This is a genomic window from Streptomyces sp. NPDC002328 (genome assembly GCF_042890065.1).
In the GTDB taxonomy this organism is placed as follows: Bacteria; Actinomycetota; Actinomycetes; order Streptomycetales; family Streptomycetaceae; genus Streptomyces.
The window spans coordinates 337,118-363,570 of record NZ_JBIARQ010000002.1; the positions used below are offsets into that span (position 1 = coordinate 337,118).

Below are 26,453 nucleotides of genomic sequence, written 5' to 3' on the forward strand. Positions count from 1 at the left end.
CGACACGCGCTTTCCCGTCGTAATAGGCGAACCGCCGTTGTGTCGCCCAATATACGTTTATGTACTTTTTCGGACGGAGGGGCGAACGGTGACGACCCAGAGCCCTGGCACCCCGCTCCCCCCGCCCAAGGAGCGCCGACGCCTGCGAGAGAGCGCCTCGCTGACGCAGGCTCAGCTCGCCGCACAACTGGGCGTCGCCCGGGAGACGGTGCGCGCGTGGGAATCCGGCCGCACGACTCCACGAGGCCGCAGACGGGAGGCGTACGCGAAGCTGCTGGCCTCACTCACCGACACCCCGGAACCCGAACCCCCCGTGACCGCAACGCTCGTCGATCCCCCCACCGGCACCGACCCCGAGCGGACCCCCACCCGCGCACCCGATCGCACGCCCGATCGCACCTCCGCCCGCGCACCCCGCCGAGCACCCGCGCGCGCCCTGCGCCCCCGCCCGACGCCGACCACCCCCGCACCACCGCGGCCACCGCATTCCCCCGCCCCCGACTCCCCTTCCCTGACGCCCGCTCAGGCCTTCGACGCCCTCTACGCCTTCTGCGCCCCCTCCCTCGTCCGCCAGGCCTACCTCCTCACCGGCCGCCGCGAACTCGCGCGCGAATCGGTCGAACGGGCCTTCCAGACCGCCTGGGATCGCTGGCCCGAGGTGGCCGTGGACCCCGACCCGGCGGGCTGGGTACGGGCGACGACCTACGAGTACGCCCTCTCCCCCTGGCACCAGTTCCGCCCGCGTTTCCGCAACCCCGAGCCCCCGCCCGCCGTCCCGGCCGACCGCGCGCTGATGGACGTGCTCCTGTCCCTCCCGCCGTCCTACCGCCGCACCCTGCTGCTCTACGACGGGATCGGCCTCGGGCTGCCGGAGACCGCGGCGGAGACGGAGGCCAGCACACCCGCCACCGCGAACCGCCTGCTGCACGCCCGCGAGGCGGTCAGCGCCCGGCTGCCCGATCTGGCCGCCCCGGGCCGACTGCACCGCCGGCTGGCGGAGGTGGCGTCCGCGGAGCGCCTGCGCGCGGCCAAGCCGTCGGTCGTCCGCATGGGCAGCGAACGCCGGGCCCGGTTCTGGACGAGGGCGGCGATCGCGTTCACGGTCGCCCTGATCAGCGCGACGGCCCTGACCCTCCAGACGGCCCCCACCCGGTACGAACCCCCGGTCCCGCCGGGCGAGACGGTCCCCGGAGTCCCCCCGCGAGCGGCCCCCGGCGCTCTCTCCGACAAGGAACTCGCCCTGCGAGCCAAACTCCGCGCAGAACTGACCCACGGCCCCCAGAGACTCACCCCAGAACCGCGATAGCTCCCCCCGGCTGTGGGCAGTCGTTCCGCAGGGCGATGGGGGTCCCCCCGCTCGAGCGAAGCCGAGAGTGGGGGAGGGTGGGCACAGCCACCAGCGCCGGGTGCCCCCCTCAAGCAACGGCACCTTCGGAAACGCGAGCGGGCCCGCCCCCCACCAGGGGAAACGGGCCCACCCACGCACGTACAGCTCGGCGCAGCCGAAACCTCAGCCGGCCAGGATCTCCCGCGCCAGCTTCGCCGTCTCGGTGGGCGTCTTGCCCACCTTGACGCCGGCGGCCTCGAGGGCTTCCTTCTTCGCCGCGGCCGTGCCGGAGGACCCGGACACGATCGCGCCGGCGTGACCCATCGTCTTGCCCTCGGGGGCGGTGAAGCCCGCGACGTAGCCGACGACCGGCTTCTTCACGTTGTCCTTGATGAAGGCCGCGGCCCGCTCCTCCGCGTCGCCGCCGATCTCACCGATCATCACGATCAGGTCGGTGTCGGGGTCGGCCTCGAACGCGGCGAGCGCGTCGATGTGCGTCGTGCCGATGACCGGGTCGCCACCGATGCCGACGGCGGACGAGAAGCCGATGTCCCGCAGCTCGTACATCATCTGGTACGTCAGCGTGCCGGACTTCGATACCAGGCCGATGCGGCCCGGCTTGGTGATGTCGCCCGGGATGATGCCGGCGTTCGACTGACCGGGGGTGATCAGACCGGGGCAGTTCGGACCGATGATGCGGGTCTTGTTGCCCTTCTCGACCGCGTACGCGTAGAACGCCGCCGAGTCGTGCACCGCGATGCCCTCGGTGATGACGACCGCGAGCGGGATCTCGGCGTCGATCGCCTCGACCACGGCGGCCTTGGCGAACGCCGGCGGGACGAAGAGGACGGATACGTTCGCGCCCGTCTTCTCGATCGCCTCGGCGACCGTGCCGAACACCGGGATGTCGTTGCCGTCGATGTCGACCGACGTGCCCGCCTTGCGGGGGTTCACGCCACCGACGATGTTCGTGCCGTCGGCCAGCATGAGCTTGGTGTGCTTCATGCCCGTGGCACCGGTCATGCCCTGGACGATGACCTTGCTGTCCTTGTTGAGGAAGATAGCCATGGCTGTGTGTCCCTCGTCCCTTACTTCGCGGCCGCGAGCTCGGCGGCCTTGTCGGCCGCGCCGTCCATGGTGTCCACGCGCTGCACGAGCGGGTGGTTGGCGTCGGAGAGGATCTGACGACCCAGCTCGGCGTTGTTGCCGTCCAGACGCACGACCAGCGGCTTGGTGACTTCCTCGCCGCGGTCCTCGAGGAGCTTCAGCGCCTGCACGATGCCGTTGGCGACCTCGTCGCAGGCGGTGATGCCACCGAAGACGTTGACGAAGACGGACTTGACGTCCGGATCGCCCAGGATGATCTCCAGGCCGTTCGCCATGACGGCGGCGGACGCGCCGCCGCCGATGTCGAGGAAGTTGGCGGGCTTGACGCCGCCGTGCGCCTCACCGGCGTAGGCGACGACGTCCAGGGTGCTCATGACGAGACCCGCGCCGTTGCCGATGATGCCGACCTCGCCGTCGAGCTTGACGTAGTTGAGGTTCTTCTCCTTGGCGGCGGCCTCGAGCGGGTTGGCCGAGTCCTTGTCCTGGAGGGCCTCGTGCTCCGGCTGACGGAACTCGGCGTTCTCGTCCAGGGACACCTTGCCGTCGAGGGCGATGACGGCGCCGGAGGCGACCTTGGCCAGCGGGTTGACCTCGACGAGGAGCGCGTCCTCGGCGACGAAGGTCTTCCAGAGGGTGACCAGGATGTTCTCGATCTGGTCGGCGACCTCGGCCGGGAAGTTGGCGGCCTCGACGATCTCGCGGGCCTTCTCGGGGGTCACACCCTCGTTGGCGTCGATCGGCGTCTTGGCGACGGCCTCCGGACGGGTGGCCGCCACCTCCTCGATCTCCACGCCGCCCTCGACGGACGCGATGGAGAGGAAGGTGCGGTTGGCACGGTCGAGGAGGAAGGAGACGTAGTACTCCTCCACGATCTCCGGAGCCGTCTCGGCGATCATCACCTTGTGGACCGTGTGGCCCTTGATGTCCATGCCGAGGATGTCCGTCGCGCGGGCGACGGCCTCGTCCGGGCTGGCGGCCAGCTTGACGCCGCCGGCCTTGCCGCGACCACCGACCTTCACCTGCGCCTTGACGACGGACTTGCCGCCCAGACGCTCCGTGATCTCGCGCGCCGCCTCAGGCGTGTCGATGACTTCACCGGCCAGCACCGGTACATCGTGCTTGGCGAAGAGGTCCCTCGCCTGGTACTCGAACAGGTCCACGCGCTTCCGTCCCTATCAGTGATCGCGGTTCGTTGGATGCGTGGGCGTGCCGCGAAGGGCAACGTGACGACGTCCGCTGTGTCACAAGGGAAGCGCACACGGTGTCCGAGCGCGCGGCATGTCCGTCTCGCAGGTTATCTCTGCTTCCAGGGGGCCTCTAAATCGCGGGTCACACCTGAGCGGTGATACCTGTCACATGATGCCGCGCTCACTGACACGCAGTGCCGCGAGGGAGGGGCCTCACCGAGCTGGGGTTGACCCGGTGAGACCCCGTGAACGGCCCCGGGGGGCCTCAGGGCCGGCCATCCCCACCCCAATGGGGACGACCCGCCCTCTTCGCGGGGCACGGACCCGGACACGTCCGACGGCTTTCGGCCGTCCGAGCGGCACTCCCGGGGAGACGGATGCCCCGCCGAGGCCGCATCGAGCGGCGAGAGCCGACAAAGCTTGACGCGAACTCCCCCTCAGCCGCCGCGCCGGCCTTCGGCCCGCTTCAGCTGCCGCGGGCCGCCGAGTCGTCCCGGTCCGGCACCGGGAGCGGGCGTCTCTCGATGGCCGCCGCCATCACCTCCGGGAACAGATCGGGCGTGCAGGCGAACGCCGGCGCGCCGAGCGCCGCCAGCGCCGCCGCGTGCTCCCGGTCGTAGGCCGGCGCCCCCTCGTCGGACAGCGCGAGCAGCGCGACGAACCCCACTCCCGACGCCTTCATCGCCGCGACCCGCTTCAGCATCTCGTCCCGGATGCCGCCCTCGTAGAGGTCGCTGATGAGCACCACCACCGTGTCCGCGGGCCGGGTGATCCGCGACTGGCAGTACGCGAGCGCCCGGTTGATGTCCGTGCCCCCGCCGAGCTGGGTGCCGAACAGGACGTCGACGGGGTCGTCGAGCTGGTCGGTGAGATCGACGACCGACGTGTCGAAGACGACGAGCCGGGTGCTGATCGACCGCATCGACGCCAGCACCGCCCCGAACACCGAGGCGTACACCACCGACGCCGCCATGGACCCCGACTGGTCGACGCAGAGGATCACCTCCTTCTTCACGGACCGCGACGCCCGCCCGTAGCCGACGAGCCGCTCCGGCACGACCGTCCGGTGCTCGGGCAGGTAGTGCTTGAGGTTGGCGGCGATCGTGCGGTTCCAGTCGATGTCGTGGTGACGGGGGCGGCTGACGCGCGCGCTGCGGTCGAGGGCGCCGGTGAGCGTGGCCCGGGTGCGGGTCGCGAGCCGCTTCTCCAGGTCCTCGACCACCTTGCGGACGACGGCCCGCGCCGTCTCCCTCGTCGTCTCCGGCATCGCCTTGTTCAGCGAGAGCAGGGTGCCGACGAGGTGCACGTCCGCCTCCACCGCCTCCAGCATCTCCGGCTCCAGCAGCAGTGTGGACAGCCCGAGCCGGTCGATGGCGTCGCGTTGCATCACCCGCACGACGGAGGAGGGGAAGTACTTGCGGACGTCCCCGAGCCAGCGCGCCACGGCCGGCGCCGACGCCCCGAGCCCCGCCGAACGGTCCCGCCCCGCCCGCTGCGCGTCCCCCGTCCTTCCGTTCCTCCCGTTCCTTCCATAGAGCGCGTCGAGCGTGCCGTCCACTCCGGCGTCCCGCCCGGACAGCGCGTGGCCGGTGCCGTCCGCGTCGCCCCCGCCGAGCACCAGCCGCCACCGCCGCAGCCGCTCCCGCGCGGAGTCCTCTTCCTCTGCCGTCGTTTCTGCCGTCGTTTCTGCCGTCGTTTCTGCCGTCGTTTCTGCCTTCGTCGAACGCGTCGGTCCGTCCGTCATGTGCTCACCCCCGCGAGATCGCTGTCGTCCTGTGCCGGGCCGCCGCCCGAATCCCCGCCCAGTCCCAGCAGCAGTCGGACCACCGGCAGGACCGCGTCCGCCCGCTCGGCGTCCGGTTCGGCGGCGAAGCCGGGTGTCCCGGACGCCGCCCCCACGACGCTCCCCCGCGCCGCCGGCCCGCGCCGCACCAGCTCCCCGAGCGTTCTGCGCACCCCCGTCTCGTACGCCGCGAACGTCCGCCGCAGCAGCGGCAGCACGTCCGTGAACGCCTCCGTCGGCACCCCCGTCAGCCAGGCGTCGACCAGCGCGAGCAGCCGTTCGTCGTGCACGAGCAGCAGCCCGCCCCCGGAGCCGCCGCCGACGAAGCCCTCGATCCAGGCGGCGGCGTCCCCCGGCGGCGTGCCCGGTGACAGCGCGAGGCCCATCAGCCGCGCCGCCTCCTCGCCTTCCACGTCCCCTTCGTCCAGCAGCAGCCGGACGGCCCGCCCCCGGATCACCCCCGCCACGGCGTCCCGCGCGGACAGTGCGCGCAGCACCCCGCGCCAGCGTCCCCGCAGGTCGCCGTGGCGTGCGGCGGGCGCGTCCCCCGAGTCCCCTCCCGGTTCCGGCCCGACCGGCTCGACCGCCTCCTCCAGCAGGCCGACCGCTCCGTGCACGGCGTCGACGTGGCGTCGCATCTCCTCGGCCGCATCGGCGTCCAGCGCGGCGCAGGCCGAGGGCAGACCGACGAAGACCCGCTCCGCGAGCCCGGCGGCGACGCCGGCCAGCGCGCCGGTGTCGGTGCCGCGCACGTCGCCGTAGCGCAGGGCGCGGACCAGGGCGGGCAGGGCCTCGGCGAGATGACCGACATCGGCATCCAGGGCCGCGCGGTCGGCGAGGACCTGCATCACCGTCGGCAGCGCGTCCGGCAGACCGGCCAGGAGGCAGCGCTCGGCGAGCGCGGTGACCTCGGCGAGCCCCCGTGCGGCGACGGCGTCGGCCTCCGCCTTGGCGGTCGCGGCGGCCAGGACGGTCGTCCCCCACACGCCGGCTTCGGCGACCCGCACCGACAGCTCGGGCTCCCAGCGCAGCCGCCACGTCTCCCGGAAGGTGCCCGTGCCGGTCCGCGAGGCGACCGGCTCGCCCCACGGGACGCGCAGCAGCCGCAGCCGGTGCAGCAGCCGGCTGCGCTCGGCGTCGTTCTCCCCGCGCAGGTCGAGCTCCGCCTCCCGCTCCTGCGCCTCCGGCTTCAGCCGCAGCCGCCGCTGCGACCGGTCGAGGTCGCGCTGCAACGGCACCGCGGGCGCGCCGGCCGGCACCTCCCCCAGCACGTCCCCGACGACCAGCCGGTCGCGCACCAGCGCCAGCGGCACGTCCGAGCCCTCGCACATGACCGCCCGCACGGCGTCCGTCGTCTCGCTCAGGCCGGGCAGCGGACGTCCGCGCAGCGCGGCCAGCGTCCCGGCCAGTCGCACCGCCTCGATGACGTGCGCGGAGGACACCATCCGGTCCTCCTCCCGCAGCAGGCCCGCCACCTTGGTGAGCCAGCGCTCCACCGGCCGGTCCGGCGCGGCGAACAGATGCCCGTACCAGCCCGGCGAGTCGATGCCCGCGCCGTATCCCCCGGCCCGCGCGAGCCTGCGGTGCGTCCACGGCACCCAGGTCAGGTCGGCCTTCACCTTGGGCAGCCCCTTCAGCAGCGCACGGTCGGCCGCGACGGAGGTCCGCCGCCGCAGCGCGGGCACATGCCAGGCCCCGCACACCACCGCCACGCCCTCGGCCCCGTGCTCCCGCTGCGCCGCCCGCACCTGGAGCCGCATGTACGCCTCGCGCACGGCGTCCCTGCCGTCCTCGGCCCCCGTGCCGTCGTACGTCTCGCGCAGCGCCCCCATGGCCTCCTCCAGCGCGGCGAAGGGCGCGAACGGGTCCCGCTCCCCCTCCGACCGATGCTCGACGACGTCCTCCCACCAGCGCTCGGGATCGTCGTGACCGGCGGCTTCGGCGAGCGCCGCGAGCGGGTCGACGCGCGGTCCTACGGCCGCCGCGATCCCGGCCTCCGCCCCGGTCTCGGTCTCGGTCCCGGTCTTGTTCCCGGCCTCGGTCCCGGGCGGCTCCTCCCTCTCCCAGGCCAGGGTGTGGGCGGCCGGCAGGTCGATGAAGCGGGCCGGGACCCCGTGTTCCAGGGCCCAGCGGAGCGCGACCCACTCCGGTGAGAACTCGGCCATCGGCCAGAACGCCGACCGTCCGGGCTCGTCCACGGCGTGCCCGAGGAGCGCGACCGGCGGTCGCATGCCCTCGTCGGCGGCCAGCGGGATCAGCGCGTCGGCCTCCGGCGGGCCCTCGATCAGCACCGCCCGCGGCCGGGCCGCCTCCAGCGCCGCCCGCACCCCGCGCGCCGAGCCGGGGCCGTGATGCCGCACGCCGAGCAGCAGCGGCCGCTCCGCGGTCCCCGTCATCCCGTCCTCCCCCGCCGTCGGATCCACGTCGAGTCGCCGCCGTCCGGCGCGCACCGGCCACGGCCGCCGAGGGGCGCGGTCATGCGCTCACCTCCCGGCAGGCGCGGTAGAAGTCGGTCCAGCCGTCCCGCTCGCGGACCACCGCCTCCAGATACTCCCGCCACACCACCCGGTCGGCGGCCGGGTCGCGGACGACCGCGCCGAGGATGCCCGCGGCGACGTCGGCCGGGCGCAGGACCCCGTCGCCGAAGTGGGCGGCCAGGGCGAGCCCGTTGGTGACGACGGAGATGGCCTCCGCCGTCGACAGCGTGCCGCTCGGCGACTTGACCTTCGTCCGGCCGTCGGCGGTGATCCCGTCGCGCAGCTCGCGGAAGACGGTGACGACCCGGCGGATCTCGTCGATGCCGTCGGGCCCGGCCGGCAGGTCGAGGGAGCGGCCGATCTGGTCGACGCGCCGCGCGACGATGTCGACCTCGGCCTCGACGCTCGCGGGCAGCGGCAGCACCACCGTGTTGAAACGGCGGCGCAGGGCGCTGGACAGCTCGTTGACCCCGCGGTCGCGGTCGTTGGCGGTGGCGATCAGGTTGAAGCCGCGGACGGCCTGTACCTCCTGCCCCAACTCCGGTATCGGCAGCGTCTTCTCGGACAGGATCGTGATCAACGTGTCCTGCACGTCGGCCGGGACGCGGGTCAGCTCCTCGACGCGCGCCGTCATCCCCTCCGCCATGGCCCGCATGACCGGGCTGGGCACGAGGGCGTCCCGGCTGGGCCCGTGCGCGAGGAGCCTCGCGTAGTTCCAGCCGTAGCGGATCGCCTCCTCCGGCGTCCCCGCCGTGCCCTGCACCAGCAGCGTCGAATCGCCGCTGACGGCCGCCGCGAGATGCTCGGACACCCATGTCTTCGCCGTGCCGGGCACACCGAGCAGCAGCAGGGCGCGGTCGGTGGCGAGCGTGGAGACGGCGACCTCGACGATGCGGCGCGGCCCCACGTACTTCGGTGTGATCACCGTGCCGTCGGGCAGCGCCCCGCCGAGGAGATAGGTGGCGACCGCCCACGGCGACAGCTTCCAACGGGCCGGGCGCGGGCGGTCGTCCTGCGCGGCGAGCGCGGCGAGTTCGCCGGCGAAGGCGGCCTCGGCGTGCGGCCGCAACGCCTCGGTCGGATGCTGCTCACTCGGTTCCACGGACGTCGGGTCGACGGACACGGACATGGCTGAGGCCCCCTCCAGCTCGGCCGGTTCGGATCTGGTGTCCACCGTGCACCACCCCACTGACAACGCGATGTGACCTGCGCAAACGCGCTGGCGAGCGCTGCGGCGGGGCCGATTGTCAGTGGGGGGACCTACCTTCGATGGCATGACTCAGCAGGGGGTGCGCTGGACTGCGGAGCAGGTGCTGGCACTGGCGCCTGACGCCACGTCACGCAAAGCGGGAGGCAAACTCGGCACGGCCGGTCCGTGGTCCGAGACGGGGAGTTCGGACGAGGGGGCGGTGTGGGGGCTGTGCAAAGGCAGCGGCAGCAGGCCGTATCGGACGGTCGTCGACGTCGTGAACGTGACGGGCGCGGCGGGGGCGTTGGGCTCGGTGGGCGCGTCGGGCTCCGTGGGGTCGTCGGGTCCGGCGTACAAGTGCAGCTGTCCGAGCCGTGAGTTCCCGTGCAAGCACGCGCTGGGGCTGCTGTTGCTCTGGTCCGCCGGGGAGGTGGCGGCGGTGTCGGGGCGGGGGCCGGACTGGGCGGAGCCGTGGATCGCGGCGCGGCGCGAGCGCGCACGGGAGAAACGGGCAGCGGATGCGCCGGGTTCCGGATCCGGCCCGGCCGACCCGGAGGGGGCGCGACGACGGGCGGAGCGGCGTGCCGAGCGGATCACGGCGGGGGCGACGGAACTGGAGCAGCGGCTCGCCGACCTCCTGCGCTCCGGCCTGGCCACGGCCGAGCAGTCGGGCTACGGGCTGTGGGAGGAGACGGCGGCTCGCATGGTCGACGCCCAGGCACCCGGACTGGCCTCACGCGTGCGGGAGTTGGGGGCGATCCCGTCGTCCGGGCCCGGCTGGCCGGTGCGGCTGCTGGAGGAGTGCGCGCTGCTCCACCTCCTCGACCAGGGCTGGCTGCGGCGCGACCGTCTGCCGGACGCCCTGGCGGCCACCGTCCGCACCCGCGTCGGCCTGCCCTCCGCGCCGGACGGCCCACCGCTGCGCGACGACTGGCTGGTCCTCGCCCAGTACGACACCGCGGACGCCAAGCTGACCACCCGCCGCATCTGGCTGCGCGGCACGGCCTCGTCCCGCACGGCGCTCCTCCTCTCCTACGGCGCCGCCGGCCGCGCCCCCGAGCTGTCCCTGCCGGTCGGCCTCACCCTGGACGCCGAGCTGTCCTTCCACCCCGGGACCGGAGGGCTGCGGGCCTCCCTGGGCGAGCGGTTCGCCCCACCCGCCCCGACCGGCATCCGCCCACCCGGCATGACGACGGCCGAGGCGACCGCCCACTACGGCGAGGCCCTCCGCGACGACCCCTGGCTGGACTCCGTCCCGGTGACGCTGGACGACGTCGTACCGACCCCGACGGGCGACTCCTGGCAACTGGCCGACGCCGAAGGCGACACATCCCTCCCCCTCACCCCGACCTCGCGCCCCGCCCTGTGGCGCCTGATCGCCGTCTCCGCCGGCACCCCGATCAAAATCACCGGCGAATGCGGCCACCAAGGCTTCACCCCCCTGACAGCCTGGCCCCAACCCCCCAAAAGACCAATCCCCCTTCCCTAGCTCCTAGCTGCGGGCAGTCGTGCCGCTGGGGCGATGGGGGTCCCCCCGCTCGAGCGAAGCCGAGAGTGGGGGAGGGTGGGCGCAGCGGCACCCGGCCGGCGCCGGTGAGCGCACCTCCGGCGGCACCCACCCCCACGGCCACCTCGCCCCACCGGCACCCCCGAATTGCCGAACCCCGACGCAAGGCAGGCACCGAATGAGCCGCAAGGGAACCCGATGACCGGCGATCACCACACTCAGTCCCCGATACCCCTCACCTGGGAAGACCTAGTCACCGCAGCCCTCCTCGGCACCGACCGGCGGACACCCCCCGGCACACCCCCCGGCGGGACCGCCCCCACGGCCCTGCTCGACGCCGCCGCCGCCGACACCGTACGCCGCAGGGCCGCCCTGCGTCCGGGTCGGGCGGCCCCCCGTCCGGAGCCGGCGCCCCCCGACCCCCGCCCGCCCCTCCCCACCGCCGCGGCCCGCAGACTCACCCTCCTGCTGGCCGACCGCCCCGGCGCGGGCGGAGCCGGCCGCAGAGGCAGCGCGCCCGACCTCATGGAGCTGCTGCCCCAGTGGCTGGCGGCGGCCAACGCGCGCGGCTTCGCCCCGCCCCCCGAGACCCTGCCCGCCCTGTTGGACGCGGCCCGGGCCCGCACGGACCTGCGTCCGGCGGCCCTGGAGTTCGCGGGCACGCGCGCCCTGTGGCTGGCCCGGCTCAACCCGGACTGGCGGTTCGCCCTGCGCGCCGCCCCCGGTTCCGGCGCGTCCCTGCCCGGACCGGACGAGCAGGACCGGGTGGCGCGGCTCTGGCGGGAAGGACTGTTCGCCGAGCGGGTCGCCCTCCTCGCGGCGATACGGTCCCGCGACCCGGACGCGGCCCGCGCGCTGCTCATGGCCACCTGGCCGACGGAGCGCGCCGAGGACAGGCTGATGTTCCTCGACTCGCTGCGCACCGGCCTCGGCCCGCGCGACGAGCCGTTCCTGGAGCAGGCCCTGGGCGACCGCAGCCGCAACGTCCGGGCGACGGCGGCGGAACTGCTGTCGGCGCTGCCGGGCTCGGCGCTCGCCGCCCGGATGGCGGTGCGGGCAGGCGCGTGCGTGGCCGTCGACCGCACCCGGGACACGCCGACGATCGTCGTGGAGGCGCCGCACGAGTGCGACGCGGCGATGGAACGCGACGGCGTGGCGGCCAAGGCCCCGTCCGGCCGGGGCGAGCGGTCCTGGTGGCTCGGCCAGCTGGTGGAGGCGGCCCCGCTCGCCACCTGGTCCGCGCGGCTGGGCGGCCGTGGGCCGGAGGAGATCGTGGCGCTGCCGGTCGCCGACGAGTGGATGAGCGAGCTGCACGCGGCGTGGTGCCGGGCGGCCGTGCGGCAGCGGGACGCCGGCTGGTCGCGGGCGCTGCTCGGCGCGCCGTCGGCGCCCGGGGCGGGCGGTCCGGGCGCGGTCTCGCTCGCCGAGCGGGCCAAGCTGCTCGGGACGCTGCCGGTGGGCGAGCGGGCCGAGTGGGTGGCGGGCTTCATCGCGGCGCACGGCCTGTCGGAGGCGTTCCAGCTGCTCGGCGTGTGCGCGGTGCCGTGGGCCGCGCCGCTGGGGCGGGCGGTGGTCGACGCGCTGAACATCGCCCGCGACGCGGGGAGCTACCCGTGGAGCTTCAGCGGGGTGATGGGCCTGGCGGAGCGCTGCCTCGACCCGGCGGAGGCGGGCCGTCTGGACGCCCTGCTGGCGGTCCCCGACGAACCGGAGGACGCCTCGCCCGGGGCCGGCGGCTACTGGGCGGAGGCGTTCCAGCGACTGGGGACGACACTGCGGTTGCGGGCGGCGATGACGGCGGAGCTGGAGGCGGCACAGGAGCCCGTACCGGCATGAACACACCGGCCACGGCCACACAGGTCACGGCCCCACCGGCAACCCGCGCTCACACGCGCTCACACCGGCACAGGCACAGGCACAGGCACCGGCACCGGCACCGGCACCGGCACGAGCCCTACGCCCCCGCCGGCTGCCGCACGTTCTCCCGCACCCACTCCACGATCGACGTCGTCGTCGCCCCGGGCGTGAAGATCTCCGCGACGCCCTTCTCCTTCAGCGGCGCGATGTCCGCCTCGGGGATGATCCCCCCGCCGAAGACCAGGATGTCCGCCGCGTCCCGCTCCTTGAGCAGCTCGATCACGGCGGCGAAGAGCGTGTTGTGCGCGCCGGAGAGGATGGACAGGCCGATCGCGTCGGCGTCCTCCTGGATCGCGGTGTCGACGATCTGCTCGGGCGTCTGGTGGAGGCCGGTGTAGATGACCTCCATGCCGGCGTCGCGCAGAGCCCGCGCGATCACCTTGGCGCCACGATCGTGACCGTCGAGCCCCGGCTTGGCCACCACGACGCGGATCGGACCGGCTGCCACACCCATCACTGCCTCCATGAAGCGAGTTCATCCATCCGTACCGAATCCCTGCGTACCGAGAGGTACCACCGCTCCGGCCGGAGGAAGTGAACGAACGTTATCTCCAGCATCCCGCAACCGGCAGTTTCTCGGGTGCGGCGAGGGGGAAATCACACAGTGGGACATGTACACGTTCACCGCGCGTGGTTCCTTCTTCATCAGAGGGGTACTCGCGCATCGGGAGCCGCACACGAGGTCGCCGCACCGCCGGGCGCAGGACGCGCGCCAGGGCGATGTCGCGCATCGGCGGGCACGTCTGCCGCCGGTCGCCGGTCTCTTCGGCCGCGACTTCCGACGAGGGCACACGGGGGACAGAGGCGTCCCCGGCGTGCCGACAGGAGGTCGGCCATGCAGGTCACGCGGGCGCTGGAGCCCATTCTTCCGCTGTGTCAGCGTCTGCTGCCGAGCAGGCTGGCGGGGCTCTCCGTGACGCTCCTCAAGGCGACGGCCCTGGAGCTCGCGATCCTCGCCGGGCACCTCCTCCTGTACCCCTCCGGCATCGTCCAGGAGCGCCGCGGACAGGTCGTCCCCCCGCTTCCCGCGGCGGAAGGCCCGAGCGATCCGGCCCGGCTGCCGACCCAGGCCCCGCCCCCGGTCGTCCTGCTGCACGGCTTCATCGACAACCGCTCCGTCTTCGTCCTGCTGCGCCGCAGTCTCGCCCAGCACGGCAGGCACCGTGTCGAGTCCCTGAACTACTCCCCGCTGACCTGCGACATCCGGACCGCGGCCGAGCTGCTCGGCCGGCACATCGAGGAGATCTGCGAGCGCACGGGCAGCAGCCGGGTGGACGTCGTCGGGCACAGCCTCGGCGGTCTGATAGCCCGCTACTACGTGCAGTGCCTCGGCGGCGACAGCCGGGTGCGGACGCTGGTCACGCTCGGCACGCCGCACTCCGGCACACGGGTGGCGCCCCTGGCGAACGCGCACCCCATAGTGCGCCAGATGCGCCCCGAGTCGGAGGTCATGGCGGAGCTGTCCCGGCCCGCCCCCGGTTGCCGCACGAACTTCGTCAGCTTCTGGAGCGACCTGGACCACCTGATGGACCCCCTGGAGAGCGCCCGCCTCGACCACCCCGATCTGCGGGCGCAGAACGTCCAGGTGAGCGGCGTCGGCCATCTCGCCCTCCCCGTGCACCCGGCCGTCGCGACCGGCATACGGGAGGCGCTCGACACCGACCGGGCGGCAGCCGCGGCGGCGGCCCCGCACACGGACGGCCTCACCGTGGCCTGAGGACCGTCCGAGCAGCCTCACGGTGGCCTGAGGACCGTCCTGACAGCCGAACGAGATCGAACACGTCTCGAACATAGGGCCAAACCCGCGCCCGCCCTCCCCCGAAACGGGGCCGAATGCCCCTTTCACGCGGGCGCGAAACCTGCGGAAGATTGTCGTGCCCGCGTACTGCCGGGTACAGTCGCCGCACTGCTCTGGCAGCCCCTGTTGTCGAGGCGAGAGAGAAGTTGGTGAACGACCGTCACCCGTCGGGGACCATGACCACCCCGGCCCCGGCTTCCGACGCCGACTCCGCGCACTACGCGTCCTACGGCACCCAGGAGGCCTCGTACGACGGCTTCACCTCGTACGGCTACGACAGCGGCACCGCGGACGGCGGCAACGCCGACACCGGCACCCACCCCACCGGGCACTACGCGGCGGACCCCCTCTTCGGCCACCTGCCGGCCGAGGGAACTCCGCCCGGCACGTACGACGCCACGCAGTGGTCGACGGGCACCCACGAGACGCTCGGCACGGGCAGCCACCAGACCCTGAACTACGACCCGTACGCGGCCCAGCACCACGCCGTCTACGACACGGGCGCGTACGAGACGACCGCCTGGTCCACGGACCAGCAGCAGCTGTCCGCCATCCCGCAGCAGTCCCCGGCCCCCGACACCAGCGGCCAGTGGGACGCGAGCGCCTGGCTCCAGCCCGACCCGTCCGAGGGCGCGGCCGAACGGACCCAGCAGTGGGAATGGGGCACGCAGACCTTCGACACCGGCGCCTACGACGCCACCCAGTGGAACTCCGACGGCGCCGCCACCCAGTCCGGCGACGACTACGAGCACCAGACCGAGGTCCCGTTCGACCAGCAGGCCACCGCCACCTTCGAGGCCGTCGCCTACGACGAGGCGGGCGCGTACGACGACACGGGCGCGTACGACGAGAGCCCCTACGGCGACGCCGCCGGCTACGACGAGCACACCGCCGCCGACGGCGATCCGGCCGCCACCGGCGAGCTGCCCGCCGTCTCCTCGGTCCCCCTCCTCGACGGCCAGGAGGAGGCCACGCCGGCCCCGTCCTCCCGGGTCGCCGCCCGCGCCGCGAGCCGCTCGCGCCGCCGGACGCCCGCGAAGCGCTCCGCGCTCATGACCGTGGCCGTGCCCTCCGCCTGCGTGATGGGCGTCGCCGGGATCGCCGCCGCCTCCGTCGGCACGCTGACCGGCGGGGACGACAAGGAGACCACGGCGTCCGCGTCGGAAGCCCAGCCCGTGAAGCCGTCCGCGGCCAACAACAAGCTGGACGCCCAGCTCCAGACGCTGAGCGCCGAGGCCGACGACTTCGCCGACCGCGCCAGCCGTACGCAGGAGCGCATCGACCTCAAGGCGCAGCAGGAGGCCGAGCGGAAGAAGGCGATCGCGGAGGCGGCCCGCAAGGAGCGGCTGCGTCCCAAGTACGCCCTGCCGGTCGGCGCGCACGGACTCAGCGCCCTCTACGGCCAGTCCGGCATCAACTGGATGTCCCAGCACACCGGCATCGACTTCCCGGTCTCCTACGGCACGACGGTGATGGCCGCGACCGACGGCACCGTGCGCACGCAGTACAACGTCGCCTACGGCAACATGATGATCGTGACGGCGAAGGACGGCACGGAGACCTGGTACTGCCACCTCTCCAGCTACCGCGTCGCCTCCGGGACCAAGGTGAAGGCCGGCGAGCCGATCGCCTACTCCGGCAACTCCGGCAACTCGACCGGCCCGCACCTGCACTTCGAGGTCCGGCCGGGCGGGAACAGCTCGATCGACCCGCTGTCGTGGCTGCGCAGCCACGGCCTGGACCCGACATAGCCGACCCGGCACCCCTGATGAGCGAGCCCCCGCCCTCACGGCGGGGGCTTCTCTCATGTCAGGGCTTCTCGACCGGCTGTCAGGGCTGCACCGGCCGTCAGAGCTTCTCCACCGGCGCGTACCGCAGCAGCAGCCGCTTCGGCTTGGCCTCGCCGAAGTCGATCGTGGCCTCCGCGTTGGCGCCCGTGCCCTTGACCCCGACGACCGTGCCCAGCCCGAACTGGTCGTGGGTGACGCGGTCGCCGACGGCCAGGGCGACCACCGGCTTCTCCGCCGTGCGCCGCGTGGCGAAGCCGGACGCGCCGGACGCCGAGGAGCGCGAGCGGGACGACGACAGCGAGGCCGCCACCCCGGACGCCGGGCCGCGGGAGGGCGGCGGCGAGGCCGCCCCCGTCCGCTTCCAGTCGACGTGCGTGGCCGGGATCTCCTCCAGGAACCGGGAGGGCGGGTTGTACGACGGCTGCCCCCACGCGCTGCGCAACGCGGACCGCGTCAGGTAGAGCCGCTCCCGCGCGCGCGTGATGCCGACGTAGGCGAGACGGCGCTCCTCCTCCAGCTCCTTGGCCTGGCCGAGGGCGCGCATGTGCGGGAAGACGCCGTCCTCCATGCCGGTGAGGAAGACGACCGGGAACTCCAGGCCCTTGGCGGTGTGCAGGGTCATCAGCGTGATGACGCCCGAGCCGTCCTCCTCGTCGTCGGGGATCTGGTCGGAGTCGGCGACGAGCGCGACCCGCTCCAGGAAGTCCGAGAGCGAGCCGGACGCCTCGCCCTCCGCCGACTCCTGCTCGAACTCCAGGGCCACGGCGGCGAGTTCCTGGAGGTTCTCGATGCGGGTCTCGTCCTGCGGGTCGGTGGAGGCCTGCAACTCGGCCAGGTAGCCGGTGCGTTCGAGCACCGCCTCCAGGACGGTGGCCGGTCCCGCGCCCGACTCGACGATCGTGCGCAGCTCCTCCATCAGCGTGTTGAACCGCTTCACGGCGTTCGTCGACCGCGCGGCCATGCCGTAGGCCTCGTCGACGCGCTTCAGGGCCTGAGGGAAGCTGATCTTCTCGCGCTGGGACAGGGCGTCGATCATCGCCTCGGCGCGCTCGCCGATGCCCCGCTTGGGCACGTTGAGGATGCGGCGCAGCGGCACCGAGTCCTCCGGGTTGGCGAGGACCCGCAGGTAGGCCAGGACGTCCCGGACCTCCTTGCGCTCGTAGAAGCGGACCCCGCCGACGACCTTGTAGGGCAGGCCGACGCGGATGAAGACCTCTTCGAAGACACGGGACTGGGCGTTGGTGCGGTAGAAGACCGCGACGTCCCCGGCCTTCGCGTCGCCCGCGTCGGTGAGGCGGTCTATCTCGTCGGCGACGAACTGCGCCTCGTCGTGCTCGGTGTCGGCGACGTAGCCGGTGATGCGCGCGCCCTCGCCCGCGTTGGTCCACAGGTTCTTGGGGCGGCGGGACTCGTTGCGTTCGATGACCGCGTTGGCGGCGGACAGGATCGTCTGCGTGGAGCGGTAGTTCTGCTCCAGCAGGATCGTCGTCGCGTCCGGGTAGTCCTCCTCGAACTGAAGGATGTTGCGGATCGTCGCGCCACGGAAGGCATAGATCGACTGGTCGGCGTCGCCCACGACGCACAGCTCGGCCGGCGGCACGTCGTACGCGCCGGGCGGCACGTCGACGGGGTGCTCGGAGGTGCCGACGAGCTCCCTGACCAGGGCGTACTGGGCGTGGTTGGTGTCCTGGTACTCGTCGACCAGGACGTGCCGGAAGCGGCGGCGGTAGTGCTCGGCGACGTCGGGGAAGGCGCGGAGCAGGTTGACCGTCGTCATGATCAGGTCGTCGAAGTCGAGGGCGTTCGCCTCGCGCAGCCGCGACTGGTACATGGCGTAGGCCTGCGCGAGGGTCTTCTCGAAGCCGTCGGCGGCCTGGGCGGCGAAGTCCTCCTCGTCGATCAGCTCGTTCTTGAGGTTGCTGATCTTGGCGCTGAAGGACTTCGGCGGGTACCGCTTGGGGTCGAGGTCCAGATCACGGCAGACCAGGGCCATCAGACGCTTGGAGTCGGCGGCGTCGTAGATCGAGAACGACGACGTGAAGCCGAGCTTCTTGCTCTCGCGGCGCAGGATGCGCACGCACGCGCTGTGGAACGTCATCACCCACATCGCGTTCGCGCGCGGGCCGACGAGCTGCTCGACGCGCTCCTTCATCTCGCCCGCGGCCTTGTTGGTGAAGGTGATCGCGAGGATCTGGCCCGGGTGGACCTCGCGCTCGGCGAGGAGGTGGGCGATGCGGTGGGTCAGCACGCGCGTCTTGCCGGAGCCGGCGCCGGCGACGATGAGCAGCGGGGCGCCCGCGTGGACGACGGCTGCGCGCTGGTTGTCGTTGAGCCCGTCCAGGAGCGCGGCGGCGTCGATGACCGGGCGCGGGGCGCCGTCGCGGTAGTGGGCGTCCCGGTCCGGGGGCACGTCGAACTTCCCGCCGAACAGATCGTCCGGAACCGACTCCGGAGCGTGATCGTCCTCGGGCGGAGGCGGGGGCTCCTCCTCGTGGCCGCGCGGGGCCTGGAGGCTCGCCAGGAAGCTGTCGTCAAAGAGGCTGCTCATCGCTCTCCGAGTCTAGGGGGCCGCACTGACAACCCGCGGCCGTCCCGGAAACATCCCGGCCGGACACACACGACGGACCCGGCGAAGCATGACAAACCCTCCCGGTTCACCCGGATCGATCACGGCAAGTGGAAGCCCTGACCCAAGGTCACGAAAATGTATCGGGCATATCACCCATCAACCTTCACAGGGACCACACCAGTTGGCTACCGTGCCGGGCAGGCCGTACGACCCCCACCGGCGAACCTCGCCGGGCCGCGCGGCCTCCGCCGAGTCCGGCGCGCCCCCTCGCGGCAGCCGGAGCCGGGGACCCACCGAGACCTTGGGGTGAATCGGCCCTCCTTCCCTTCGGGGACGCGGCCGTAGGGCAACCCTTCCGAAGCACCCGCCCGAACCCGACAGCTAACCCGGTAGGCGGAACACGGAAGGAGTCGCCTCCCTTGGCGTCGCAGCACCGCAAGCCCCGCCCCCCGGGTTCGCGCGTAGCAGGCATACGCACCCCCGCCTTCGCCACCGCCGCCCTGACCTCTGTGGCGCTGCTCTCGCAGACGGCCAACGCCGCGCCCTCCACCGACGACAAGCCGAGCCTGGAGGAGGTCGAGAAGAAGGTCGGCGACCTCTACCGGCAGGCGGAGTCGGCGACCGAGAAGTACAACGCCGCCCAGGAGAAGACGACCACGCAGCGCAAGCGCGTCGACACCCTCCTCGACGACGTCGCCGAGCGCACCCAGAAGCTCAACGAGGCGCGCGAGGAACTGGGTTCCTTCGCCGCCGCCCAGTACCGCACCGGCGCCTCCGCGCCCGACACCGCGGCCTTCCTGCTCGCGGACACCCCGCAGGACTACTTCGACCAGAGCCAGCTGATGGGCCGGCTGACCGAGCGGCAGAAAGACGCGGTCGACGACTACGTCACCGAGCAGTCGGCGACGATGAAGAAGCGGCAGGAGGCCTCCCAGAGCCTCGAGTCGCTCACCGCCTCGCAGAACGACCTGAAGGCCGCCAAGGCCACCGTCCAGAAGAAGCTCGGCGACGCGCGCGTGCTGCTGTCGCAGCTGACGGCGCAGGAGAAGGCGCGGCTCGCCGCGATCGAGGAGCGCAAGCAGCAGGAGGCCGCCCGCAAGGCGGCGGAGCTGGCGCGGCAGCAGGCGGCCGAGCAGGCCGCGGCACGGCAGGAGAGCGGCGGCTCCACGGGCACGGACGCGCCGTCGACGTCGCCGACGTCACCCTCGTCGCCGTCCTCGCCGTCCTCGCCGTCCTCGCCGTCGTCCCCGGCGGCGGACGCGTCCTACGCCACCAAGGCCGGGAAGGCGCTCGCCTACGCCCGCGCGCAGATCGGCAAGCCGTACGTCTGGGGCGCCACCGGCCCCGACGCCTACGACTGCTCCGGCCTCACCCAGGCCGCCTGGAAGGCCGCCGGCGTCTCGCTCCCGCGCACCACCTACGACCAGGTCGACGCCGGCACGACCGTCTCCCTGACCGACGCCAGGCCCGGCGACCTGATCTTCTTCTACGACGACGTCACGCACGTCGGCCTCTACATCGGCAACGGCATGATGATCCACGCGCCCAAGCCGGGGGCGTACGTGCGCGAGGAGTCGGTGTACTACGACGGGGAGTCCTCGATCCACAGCGTGGTCCGCCCGGCCTGAGTCCCCTCGAGGGGAGGTCCGGCGTCCCCCGGAGGTATGAGGCGGCGTTCTCCGTAGTGCGCCCGCGCGTATTTCCGGTGGCCGCCGCGCGTGCCCCCGAGCGAGCCGCCCCGGGCTCCTTAGCATCGCCGCATGCCCGGCTCTTCGTCCCTGCGCGCCTGGTGGTCGCGGCGTCCGCCGGCGGCCGGGGCCGCCGTGATGGCGACCGGCGTCCTCTCGGTCGGTCTGCTGCTGGCCGGGCACGAGACCCTGTCCGTCATCGCCCTGGTGCTGGCCGGCCTCGCCTGGGCGGCGCTGGCGGCGGACTTCGTCGTGCGGCTGGCCCGGGACCGCGAGCGGTGGTGGGCCGAGGCGGGCACGCCCGGGGCGCTCACCGCGGTCGCGGCGACGGCCCTGCTCGGCACGCGGATCGCGGCCTCCGGTCCGGACGCGCTCGCCAAAGCGCTGCTGGCGCCGGCGGCGGTGCTCTGGCCGCTGCTGCTCGTGACCGTCCTACGGCACTGGGGGCGGCGCATGCCCGGGGCGGTGTTCCTGTGTTGCGTGGCCACACAGGCGCTCGCTGTGCTGGGCGCGACCCTCGCCCGGTCCGAGACGACGGCCTGGCTCGCGCACACCGCGCTCGCGCTGTTCTGGCTCGGCCTGATCCTCTACGGCATCGCGCTGTGGCGGTTCGACCGGAGGCAGGTGGCCGAGGGCGCCGGGGACCACTGGGTGGCGGGCGGGGCGCTCGCGATCTCGGCGCTGGCCGGGGCGAAGCTCGTCGAGGCCGGCGAGAGCGGCATGTACCTGTGGAACGCGGACGACCGCGGCGCCCTGCGCACGCTGACCGCCGCGCTGCTGGTCCTCGACCTGTGCTGCTACGTCGTGCTGCTCCTGGCCGAGGCGTGGTGGCCCCGGCCCCGCTACGCCGTGGACCGCTGGGCGACGGTGTTCCCCATGAGCATGACCGCGGCGTCGACGCTGACGGTCGCCGCCGCCCTCGACGTCCCGTGGCTGAAGGGCCCGGGCGAGGTGCTGCTGTGGATCGCGGTGGCGGCGTGGCTGGCCGTCGCCGCGGGCGCGGTCCTGGCGGCCAGGGAGTCGATCAGGTCCGGCGCGGGGTGAGGGGGTGAGGGGATCGGGCGGGTCAGGTCCACAGGACCGCGATGAAGACGTTGGCCACGGTCAGCAGCCCGACGAGACCGAACAGCGGCTTCTCCACCGTCTCGTCGTCCCGCTTCACATAGACGAGGCCGAGGATCACGACCAGCAGGGCCAGCTTCACCCCGATCTTGATGTTGTTGACCGCCTGGTCGTCCGCCTGGTTGAGGCCGACCAGGATCACGCCGGTGACCAGCATCGTCGCCGCGCCGTGCAGCATCGCGGGCACGAAGCGGGCCGTGCCCCGGCCCATCGCCTTCATCTGCGTGAGGAAGCCGCCGAGGAGCGCGGCGATGCCGATGATGTGCAGGCCGACGAAGAACTGGATGAGTACGTCCATGGAGCCGGATGCTAATCAGCCGGGCGGCCGGCGTCCGACACCGGCCCACCCTGCGCGGCACCGGCCCACTCCTGCCCGACACCGGGCCACCCCTGCGCGGCTCGTGCATATATGCGTCTCATAGCAGCCGACCGCTCGGATGTGCCCCGAAATCGCCGCATCGGTCAGCGCGGTGCGCGAAGTCGACTCCCTCGGACCGGCTCGGTGACCACATCCGGTCAGCCGCCAGTCCGCTCGTGTCACTTCCGCACATCGCGTCACCGACCCGACGTCACCGGGCCTAGCGTCCTCCCCCAGGTGACCGGCTCCCCACCGCCGTCCGGACCAGGGGCGGCAGTCGGCCACCACCGCCGAAAGTCCGGCGGCGTGCCCCCGCTCCCCTGTGCGGGCCGCCGCCGGACGCGTCAGCCGCTCCCCGCGGCCGTACGTCCGTCCGCTCCCCACGGCGGGCACGGGCCCCCGCCCGGCCCCATCCGACGGCCGTACCGACGAGGCGGGCGTACGAAAGGACGTGCAGTCCCACGTGGCAGCGCACCGCAAGCCTCGTCAGCGTTCGTTCGGCGGCCACGCGGCCCGTAAGGCGGTCACCATCGCCCTCGCGGGCGCGGCGGGCGCGACGGCCTTCGAAGGGGCCGGACACGCGGCTCCCGAGCCCACGCCGGCGCAGGTGAAGGCCAAGGTGGACAGGCTGTACCAGGAGGCGGAGGCCGCCACCGAGAAGTACAACGGCGCGCAGGAGAAGGCCACGGCGACCGAGGGCCGGCTGAAGGCCCTGCGGGACGAGGCCGCCCGCAAGGAGCTGCGGCTGAACACGGCGCGCGAGGCGCTCGGTTCGATGGCGGCCGCCCAGTACCGCGGCGGCGGCCTGGACCCCGCGATGCAGCTCGCCCTCTCCGACGACCCCGACGCCTACCTGGACGGCGCTGCCTTCGCCGAACGGGCCGGCGACCGCCAGTCCGGCGCCGTCGCCCGGGTCCGCAAGCAGCTGGGGGAGATCGAGCAGCTGCGGGGCGCGGCCCGCGTCGAACTGATCTCGCTCAAGAAGCGCCAGGCGGAGCTGCGACGGCACAAGAAGACGATCACCGGCAAGCTGGACGCCGCACGCGACCTGCTGTCCCGGCTCACGGCGCAGGACCGGGCCCGGCTCGAAGGAGGGGGTGGCGGCGGCGGAGGTGCGGGCGGCAGCGCGGACACCCGTGCCTCGCGCGGCTCCACGGGCCCCCGCGACGCCCTCCCGGCCCCCGGCTCCGCCGCCGCCCAGGCCCCCAACTCCCGCGCGGCGGACGCCGTCTCCTACGCCTACTCCAAGCTCGGCAGCCCCTATGTGTGGGGCGCGACCGGCCCGAACGCCTTCGACTGCTCCGGCCTCGTCCTGGCCTCGTACCGCTCCGCGGGCGTCGCCCTGCCCCGTACGACCTACGCGCAGATCGACGCCGGCCGCCGTGTCTCCCGCTCCGAACTCCTCCCGGGCGACCTGGTGTTCTTCTACTCGGGCATCACCCACGTCGGCATCTACGTCGGCGACGGCAAGATGATCCACGCCCCGAACCCGTCGGCCCCGGTACGCGTCGCCCCTCTCGACGAGATGCCCTACGCGGGGGCGACCCGGGTGGTGTGACAGAGCCCAGGCGGGTCCGGACAAGGCCGGACAGAGGCTGAGGAGGGCTGGGAAGGACCGGCAAGGGCTGGGAAGGGCTGAACAGGGCCGGGCAGGGCAGTCGTCAGGAGCGCGACCCGGGATCGACCGGCGGCGCGACCCGAAGTCCACCGACCGTCGGGTCTGCGTGGCATGGGCATGCGACACGGTAGGTTCGGCGCGCGAAGCGAACCGCACCGCGCCTGTACGCCGGCGTCGGGCAGACCGCCGTCCCGCCCCGCACCGCCACCGCTCCTGGCCCGCCCGAAAGAGGCCCGATGTCCCCAGCCGCGCTGCCTCCTCCCCCTCCCCCGCCGCACATCCGGTTCTGGCCGGACCGGTCGGCGCTGCTGGCCGACCGGGAGCGGGCGTTGGACGAGCTGCACCGGCACAGCCTCGGCGTCCACCGCGTACTGCTGCTGTGGCTGCTGGCGCTCGCGGCGATCATCGGCTGGGCGCTGCTGGTGCTGCCTATTCAGCAGTTCGAGGAGAGGGACCCGACGGGCTTCCTCCTCGGCCCGGTGTTCGCGCTCCTCGGACTCGCGTCGCTGACCCCCTCCGTCGTCGCCGTGGCCCTCGCCGTGCGCCGCGACCACCAGCTGCGTCAACTCCTCGACGCCTGGCTCGCTCTGGACAGCCACCCGCTGTCCGACGCCCGTCTGCGCTCCCCCGGTCTCAGTCTCTTCTGGCTGCTCTCCTCCCTCGGCGTCGGCGCGATCGGCCTGTGGGCGTCCTTCGCCTCCGCGGCCGGCGCGGAGTCCGGCCGGTCGACGTACGCCGAGGTCACCCTCCGCGTGGGCGTCGGCACCATCCTCTGGCTGGCGGGCCTCATCGGCGTGGTGAAGGCCGTACGGCACTACCGGTGGGCACTGCGGGCACTGGGGCCCGCCGGCGCCGCCCCCGGGGTCACACCAGCCGTCGTGCCGTCGCCCACCGCGTCAGCTCGTGCCGGTTCGACAGCTGGAGCTTTCTCAGGACCGCCGACACATGGGACTCGACCGTCTTGACGGAGATGAACAGCTGCTTGGCGATCTCCTTGTAGGCGTAGCCGCGGGCGATGAGCCGCAGGACCTCGCGCTCGCGCTGGGTGAGACGGTCGAGGTCCTCGTCGACCGGCGGGGCGTCGGTGGAGGCGAAGGCGTCGAGGACGAACCCGGCCAGGCGCGGCGAGAAGACGGCGTCGCCCTCCTGCACGCGGAAGACGGAGTCGACCAGGTCCGCGCCGGTGATCGTCTTGGTGACGTACCCTCTGGCGCCGCCTCGGATCACCCCGATCACGTCCTCCGCCGCGTCCGAGACGGACAGGGCGAGGAACCGCACCGGCTGCTCGGCGTCCGCCATCAACGGGGCGCAGCGGCGCAGCACTTCGACCCCGCCGCCGCCCGGCAGATGCACGTCGAGGAGGACGACCTCGGGCCGGGTCGCGGTGATGACCGTGACGGCCTGGTCGACGTCCGCCGCCTCGCCGACGACCTCGACGCCGGTCTCGTCGGTCCGGCCGATCTCGGCCTGGACGCCCGTGCGGAACATACGGTGGTCGTCGACGAGGACCACGCGCACCCGGCGTCCTCCCGCGCCGTCGCCGGAGGACCGCGCCGGCTCGGCCGCCTCGGCCGCTCCCGCCGTTCCGTTCGCCTCGGTGGGCTCGCTCATGTCGTCTTCTCCGCCCTCTCCATCTCCAGCTCGACCTCCGTGCCGCCGTCGGGCACCGCACGCAGCCGCGCGGTGCCTCCGTTGCGCTCCATACGGCCGATGATCGATTCTCTGACGCCCATGCGGTCGGCGGGTATGGAATCGAGGTCGAAGCCGGGACCTCGGTCCCGGACGGACACGAAGACCGTCCTTCCCTCGACTTCGGCGTAGACCTGTACGGCGCCGCCCTCGCCACCGTACTTGGCGGCGTTCACCATCGCCTCGCGCGCGGCCTGCATCTGCGCGGCCACCCGCTCGTCGAGCGGGCAGTCGCCCACGACCACGACCTCTATGGGCACGCCGTGCTTGTCCTCCACCTCTGCGGCGCTGCGTCTGACCGCCTCGGCGACGGTGTCCGGCTCGTCCGCCTCGTCCTTGCCGGTGCCCTCGGGTTTGTAGAGCCAGGTGCGCAGGTCCCGCTCCTGGGCGCGGGCGAGGCGGCGCACCTCGCTCGCGTTCTCGGCGTTGCGCTGGATCAGTGTGAGCGTGTGCAGCACCGAGTCGTGGACGTGGGCGGCGACCTCCGCGCGCTCCTGCGCCCGGATGCGCATCAGCCGCTCCTCGGACAGGTCCTGCGTCATCCGGACCAGGTAGGGACCGGCGAGCAGCGTGATGCCGACGAGGACGGCGAGGGCCGCCTGGAGCACCGAGCCGAGGTGCGCGGCGGATCCCTGCAACACGAAGATCCCGGACACGCCGGCCGCGACCAGGAGGACGCCGGCGCCCGCGCGCAGGAGCGTGAGCGTACGGCGTCTGCGGCCGACCTCGACCCAGCGGGCCCGGCGGGCGTTGTCCGCCTGCCGCCAGACGAGGGCGACGCCCGCGCCGACGAGGACGGCGGGCAGGAGGTACGCCTTCGCACCGCTGCCCAGGTTCACATTGCCGACGAAGACCATCGCCACGACGACCATGAGGAGCAGGGCGACGATCTGGCCCTTGTCCGGCTTGCGGGCGACGAGCCTGCGGCGGCCGTCGGGCGCGGTCTCGGTGGCGACGAGGGAGGGTGACCTCTGGTCGCCGACGCCGCCGATCCCGAGCGGCACGAAGAACCAGAAGGCCGCGTAGAGCAGGGCGCCGAGGCCGTCCGCCATGAACAGGCCGACGAAGACGAGCCGCACCCAGATCACGGGCAGTCCGAGATGCCCGGCGAGCCCCCGCGCCACGCCACCCAGCCAGCGTCCGTCGCTGCTGCGGTAGAGCTTGCGCGGCGGCCGCGGTTCGACGAGTGGCGCTGCTGCGGCTTCCGGCATGCCAACGATGGTCACACGGCGGTCCGGCCCGGGCATCAGGGTTTGCCCCCGAGACGCCCCTGATCTTCGACGCCGTCGCAGGTCGAACGCCTCCCGGGCCCGGGATCGGGGCCGAT

19 protein-coding genes and 1 riboswitch are annotated in these 26,453 nt (G+C 73.2%); of the genes, 9 read left to right on the plus strand and 10 right to left on the minus strand.

All coding sequences use genetic code 11. The features are described 5' to 3' along the window. Positions 1–88 precede the first annotated feature (88 nt). Positions 89–1,306, plus strand: a complete 1,218-nt coding sequence (locus ACFYX4_RS07865; protein WP_389327678.1) for a helix-turn-helix domain-containing protein — start codon at positions 89–91, stop codon at positions 1,304–1,306. A 204-nt stretch (positions 1,307–1,510) separates the two neighbouring features. Here ACFYX4_RS07865 and sucD read toward each other — a convergent pair whose 3' ends face one another. The 5 genes from sucD to ACFYX4_RS07890 all read right to left on the minus strand — a co-directional run bounded on the left by sucD (position 1,511) and on the right by ACFYX4_RS07890 (position 9,010). Next, on the minus strand, positions 1,511–2,395 hold the full coding sequence (gene sucD, locus ACFYX4_RS07870) for a succinate--CoA ligase subunit alpha (RefSeq protein WP_389327681.1): 885 nt from the start codon (positions 2,393–2,395) through the stop codon (positions 1,511–1,513). Positions 2,396–2,415: 20 nt separating this feature from the next. Beyond that, complete coding sequence (sucC, locus tag ACFYX4_RS07875) at positions 2,416–3,594, minus strand: ADP-forming succinate--CoA ligase subunit beta (protein WP_389327684.1); 1,179 nt, start codon at positions 3,592–3,594, stop codon at positions 2,416–2,418. A gap of 493 nt (positions 3,595–4,087) precedes the next feature. Continuing rightward, the gene (locus ACFYX4_RS07880; protein WP_389327686.1) at positions 4,088–5,365 is read right to left on the minus strand and encodes a VWA domain-containing protein; all 1,278 of its coding nucleotides are present in this window, start codon (positions 5,363–5,365) and stop codon (positions 4,088–4,090) included. Further along, positions 5,362–7,800 (minus strand): DUF5682 family protein, encoded by a 2,439-nt coding sequence (locus tag ACFYX4_RS07885; RefSeq protein WP_389327689.1) that lies wholly within the window; start codon positions 7,798–7,800, stop codon positions 5,362–5,364. The genes ACFYX4_RS07880 and ACFYX4_RS07885 overlap by 4 nt, the downstream gene beginning before the upstream one ends. A gap of 79 nt (positions 7,801–7,879) precedes the next feature. Continuing rightward, positions 7,880–9,010 carry an AAA family ATPase gene (locus tag ACFYX4_RS07890; protein ID WP_389328644.1) on the minus strand — a complete coding sequence of 377 codons (1,131 nt, stop codon included), beginning with the start codon at positions 9,008–9,010 and terminating at the stop codon, positions 7,880–7,882. A 145-nt stretch (positions 9,011–9,155) separates the two neighbouring features. Between ACFYX4_RS07890 and ACFYX4_RS07895 the strand changes: the two genes are divergently transcribed. Together ACFYX4_RS07895 and ACFYX4_RS07900 are read left to right on the plus strand one after the other, a co-directional pair. Next, positions 9,156–10,559: an SWIM zinc finger family protein gene (locus tag ACFYX4_RS07895; protein ID WP_389327692.1), complete on the plus strand. Its 1,404-nt coding sequence runs from the start codon at positions 9,156–9,158 to the stop codon at positions 10,557–10,559. 216 nt (positions 10,560–10,775) lie between these two features. Further along, positions 10,776–12,413, plus strand: a complete 1,638-nt coding sequence (locus tag ACFYX4_RS07900; protein WP_389327695.1) for a DUF5691 domain-containing protein — start codon at positions 10,776–10,778, stop codon at positions 12,411–12,413. 118 nt (positions 12,414–12,531) lie between these two features. On the opposite strand, the gene ACFYX4_RS07905 is transcribed toward ACFYX4_RS07900, so the two are convergent. Then, the gene (locus tag ACFYX4_RS07905; protein WP_389327698.1) at positions 12,532–12,948 is read right to left on the minus strand and encodes a cobalamin B12-binding domain-containing protein; all 417 of its coding nucleotides are present in this window, start codon (positions 12,946–12,948) and stop codon (positions 12,532–12,534) included. Between the two features lie 381 nt (positions 12,949–13,329). Here ACFYX4_RS07905 and ACFYX4_RS07910 point away from each other — a divergent pair, with 381 nt between their 5' ends. Both ACFYX4_RS07910 and ACFYX4_RS07915 read left to right on the plus strand, forming a co-directional pair. Beyond that, the gene (locus ACFYX4_RS07910) at positions 13,330–14,211 is read left to right on the plus strand and encodes an esterase/lipase family protein (protein WP_389327701.1); all 882 of its coding nucleotides are present in this window, start codon (positions 13,330–13,332) and stop codon (positions 14,209–14,211) included. A gap of 116 nt (positions 14,212–14,327) precedes the next feature. Beyond that, the gene (locus ACFYX4_RS07915) at positions 14,328–16,043 is read left to right on the plus strand and encodes a M23 family metallopeptidase (protein ID WP_389327704.1); all 1,716 of its coding nucleotides are present in this window, start codon (positions 14,328–14,330) and stop codon (positions 16,041–16,043) included. A gap of 97 nt (positions 16,044–16,140) precedes the next feature. On the opposite strand, the gene pcrA is transcribed toward ACFYX4_RS07915, so the two are convergent. Further along, positions 16,141–18,630, minus strand: coding sequence for a DNA helicase PcrA (pcrA, locus tag ACFYX4_RS07920; protein ID WP_389327708.1), 2,490 nt, complete (start codon positions 18,628–18,630; stop codon positions 16,141–16,143). A 271-nt stretch (positions 18,631–18,901) separates the two neighbouring features. After that, a riboswitch (cyclic di-AMP (ydaO/yuaA leader) is annotated at positions 18,902–19,062 on the plus strand. Positions 19,063–19,070: 8 nt separating this feature from the next. Between pcrA and ACFYX4_RS07925 the strand changes: the two genes are divergently transcribed. Together ACFYX4_RS07925 and ACFYX4_RS07930 are read left to right on the plus strand one after the other, a co-directional pair. After that, positions 19,071–20,279 (plus strand): NlpC/P60 family protein, encoded by a 1,209-nt coding sequence (locus tag ACFYX4_RS07925; RefSeq protein WP_389327711.1) that lies wholly within the window; start codon positions 19,071–19,073, stop codon positions 20,277–20,279. A 132-nt stretch (positions 20,280–20,411) separates the two neighbouring features. Beyond that, entirely contained in the window at positions 20,412–21,383 is a 972-nt protein-coding gene (locus tag ACFYX4_RS07930) for a tellurite resistance/C4-dicarboxylate transporter family protein (protein ID WP_389327714.1), read from the plus strand. Between the two features lie 22 nt (positions 21,384–21,405). On the opposite strand, the gene ACFYX4_RS07935 is transcribed toward ACFYX4_RS07930, so the two are convergent. Continuing rightward, complete coding sequence (locus ACFYX4_RS07935; protein ID WP_389327717.1) at positions 21,406–21,759, minus strand: hypothetical protein; 354 nt, start codon at positions 21,757–21,759, stop codon at positions 21,406–21,408. A gap of 523 nt (positions 21,760–22,282) precedes the next feature. Here ACFYX4_RS07935 and ACFYX4_RS07940 point away from each other — a divergent pair. Further along, positions 22,283–23,377, plus strand: a complete 1,095-nt coding sequence (locus ACFYX4_RS07940) for an NlpC/P60 family protein (RefSeq protein WP_389327720.1) — start codon at positions 22,283–22,285, stop codon at positions 23,375–23,377. A 296-nt stretch (positions 23,378–23,673) separates the two neighbouring features. Beyond that, on the plus strand, positions 23,674–24,402 hold the full coding sequence (locus ACFYX4_RS07945; RefSeq protein ID WP_389327723.1) for a hypothetical protein: 729 nt from the start codon (positions 23,674–23,676) through the stop codon (positions 24,400–24,402). On the opposite strand, the gene ACFYX4_RS07950 is transcribed toward ACFYX4_RS07945, so the two are convergent. Together ACFYX4_RS07950 and ACFYX4_RS07955 are read right to left on the minus strand one after the other, a co-directional pair. Beyond that, positions 24,302–25,048 (minus strand): LuxR C-terminal-related transcriptional regulator, encoded by a 747-nt coding sequence (locus ACFYX4_RS07950; RefSeq protein ID WP_389327726.1) that lies wholly within the window; start codon positions 25,046–25,048, stop codon positions 24,302–24,304. The genes ACFYX4_RS07945 and ACFYX4_RS07950 overlap by 101 nt on opposite strands. Then, positions 25,045–26,337 carry a PspC domain-containing protein gene (locus ACFYX4_RS07955; protein ID WP_389327729.1) on the minus strand — a complete coding sequence of 431 codons (1,293 nt, stop codon included), beginning with the start codon at positions 26,335–26,337 and terminating at the stop codon, positions 25,045–25,047. The genes ACFYX4_RS07950 and ACFYX4_RS07955 overlap by 4 nt, the downstream gene beginning before the upstream one ends. Positions 26,338–26,453 lie beyond the last annotated feature (116 nt).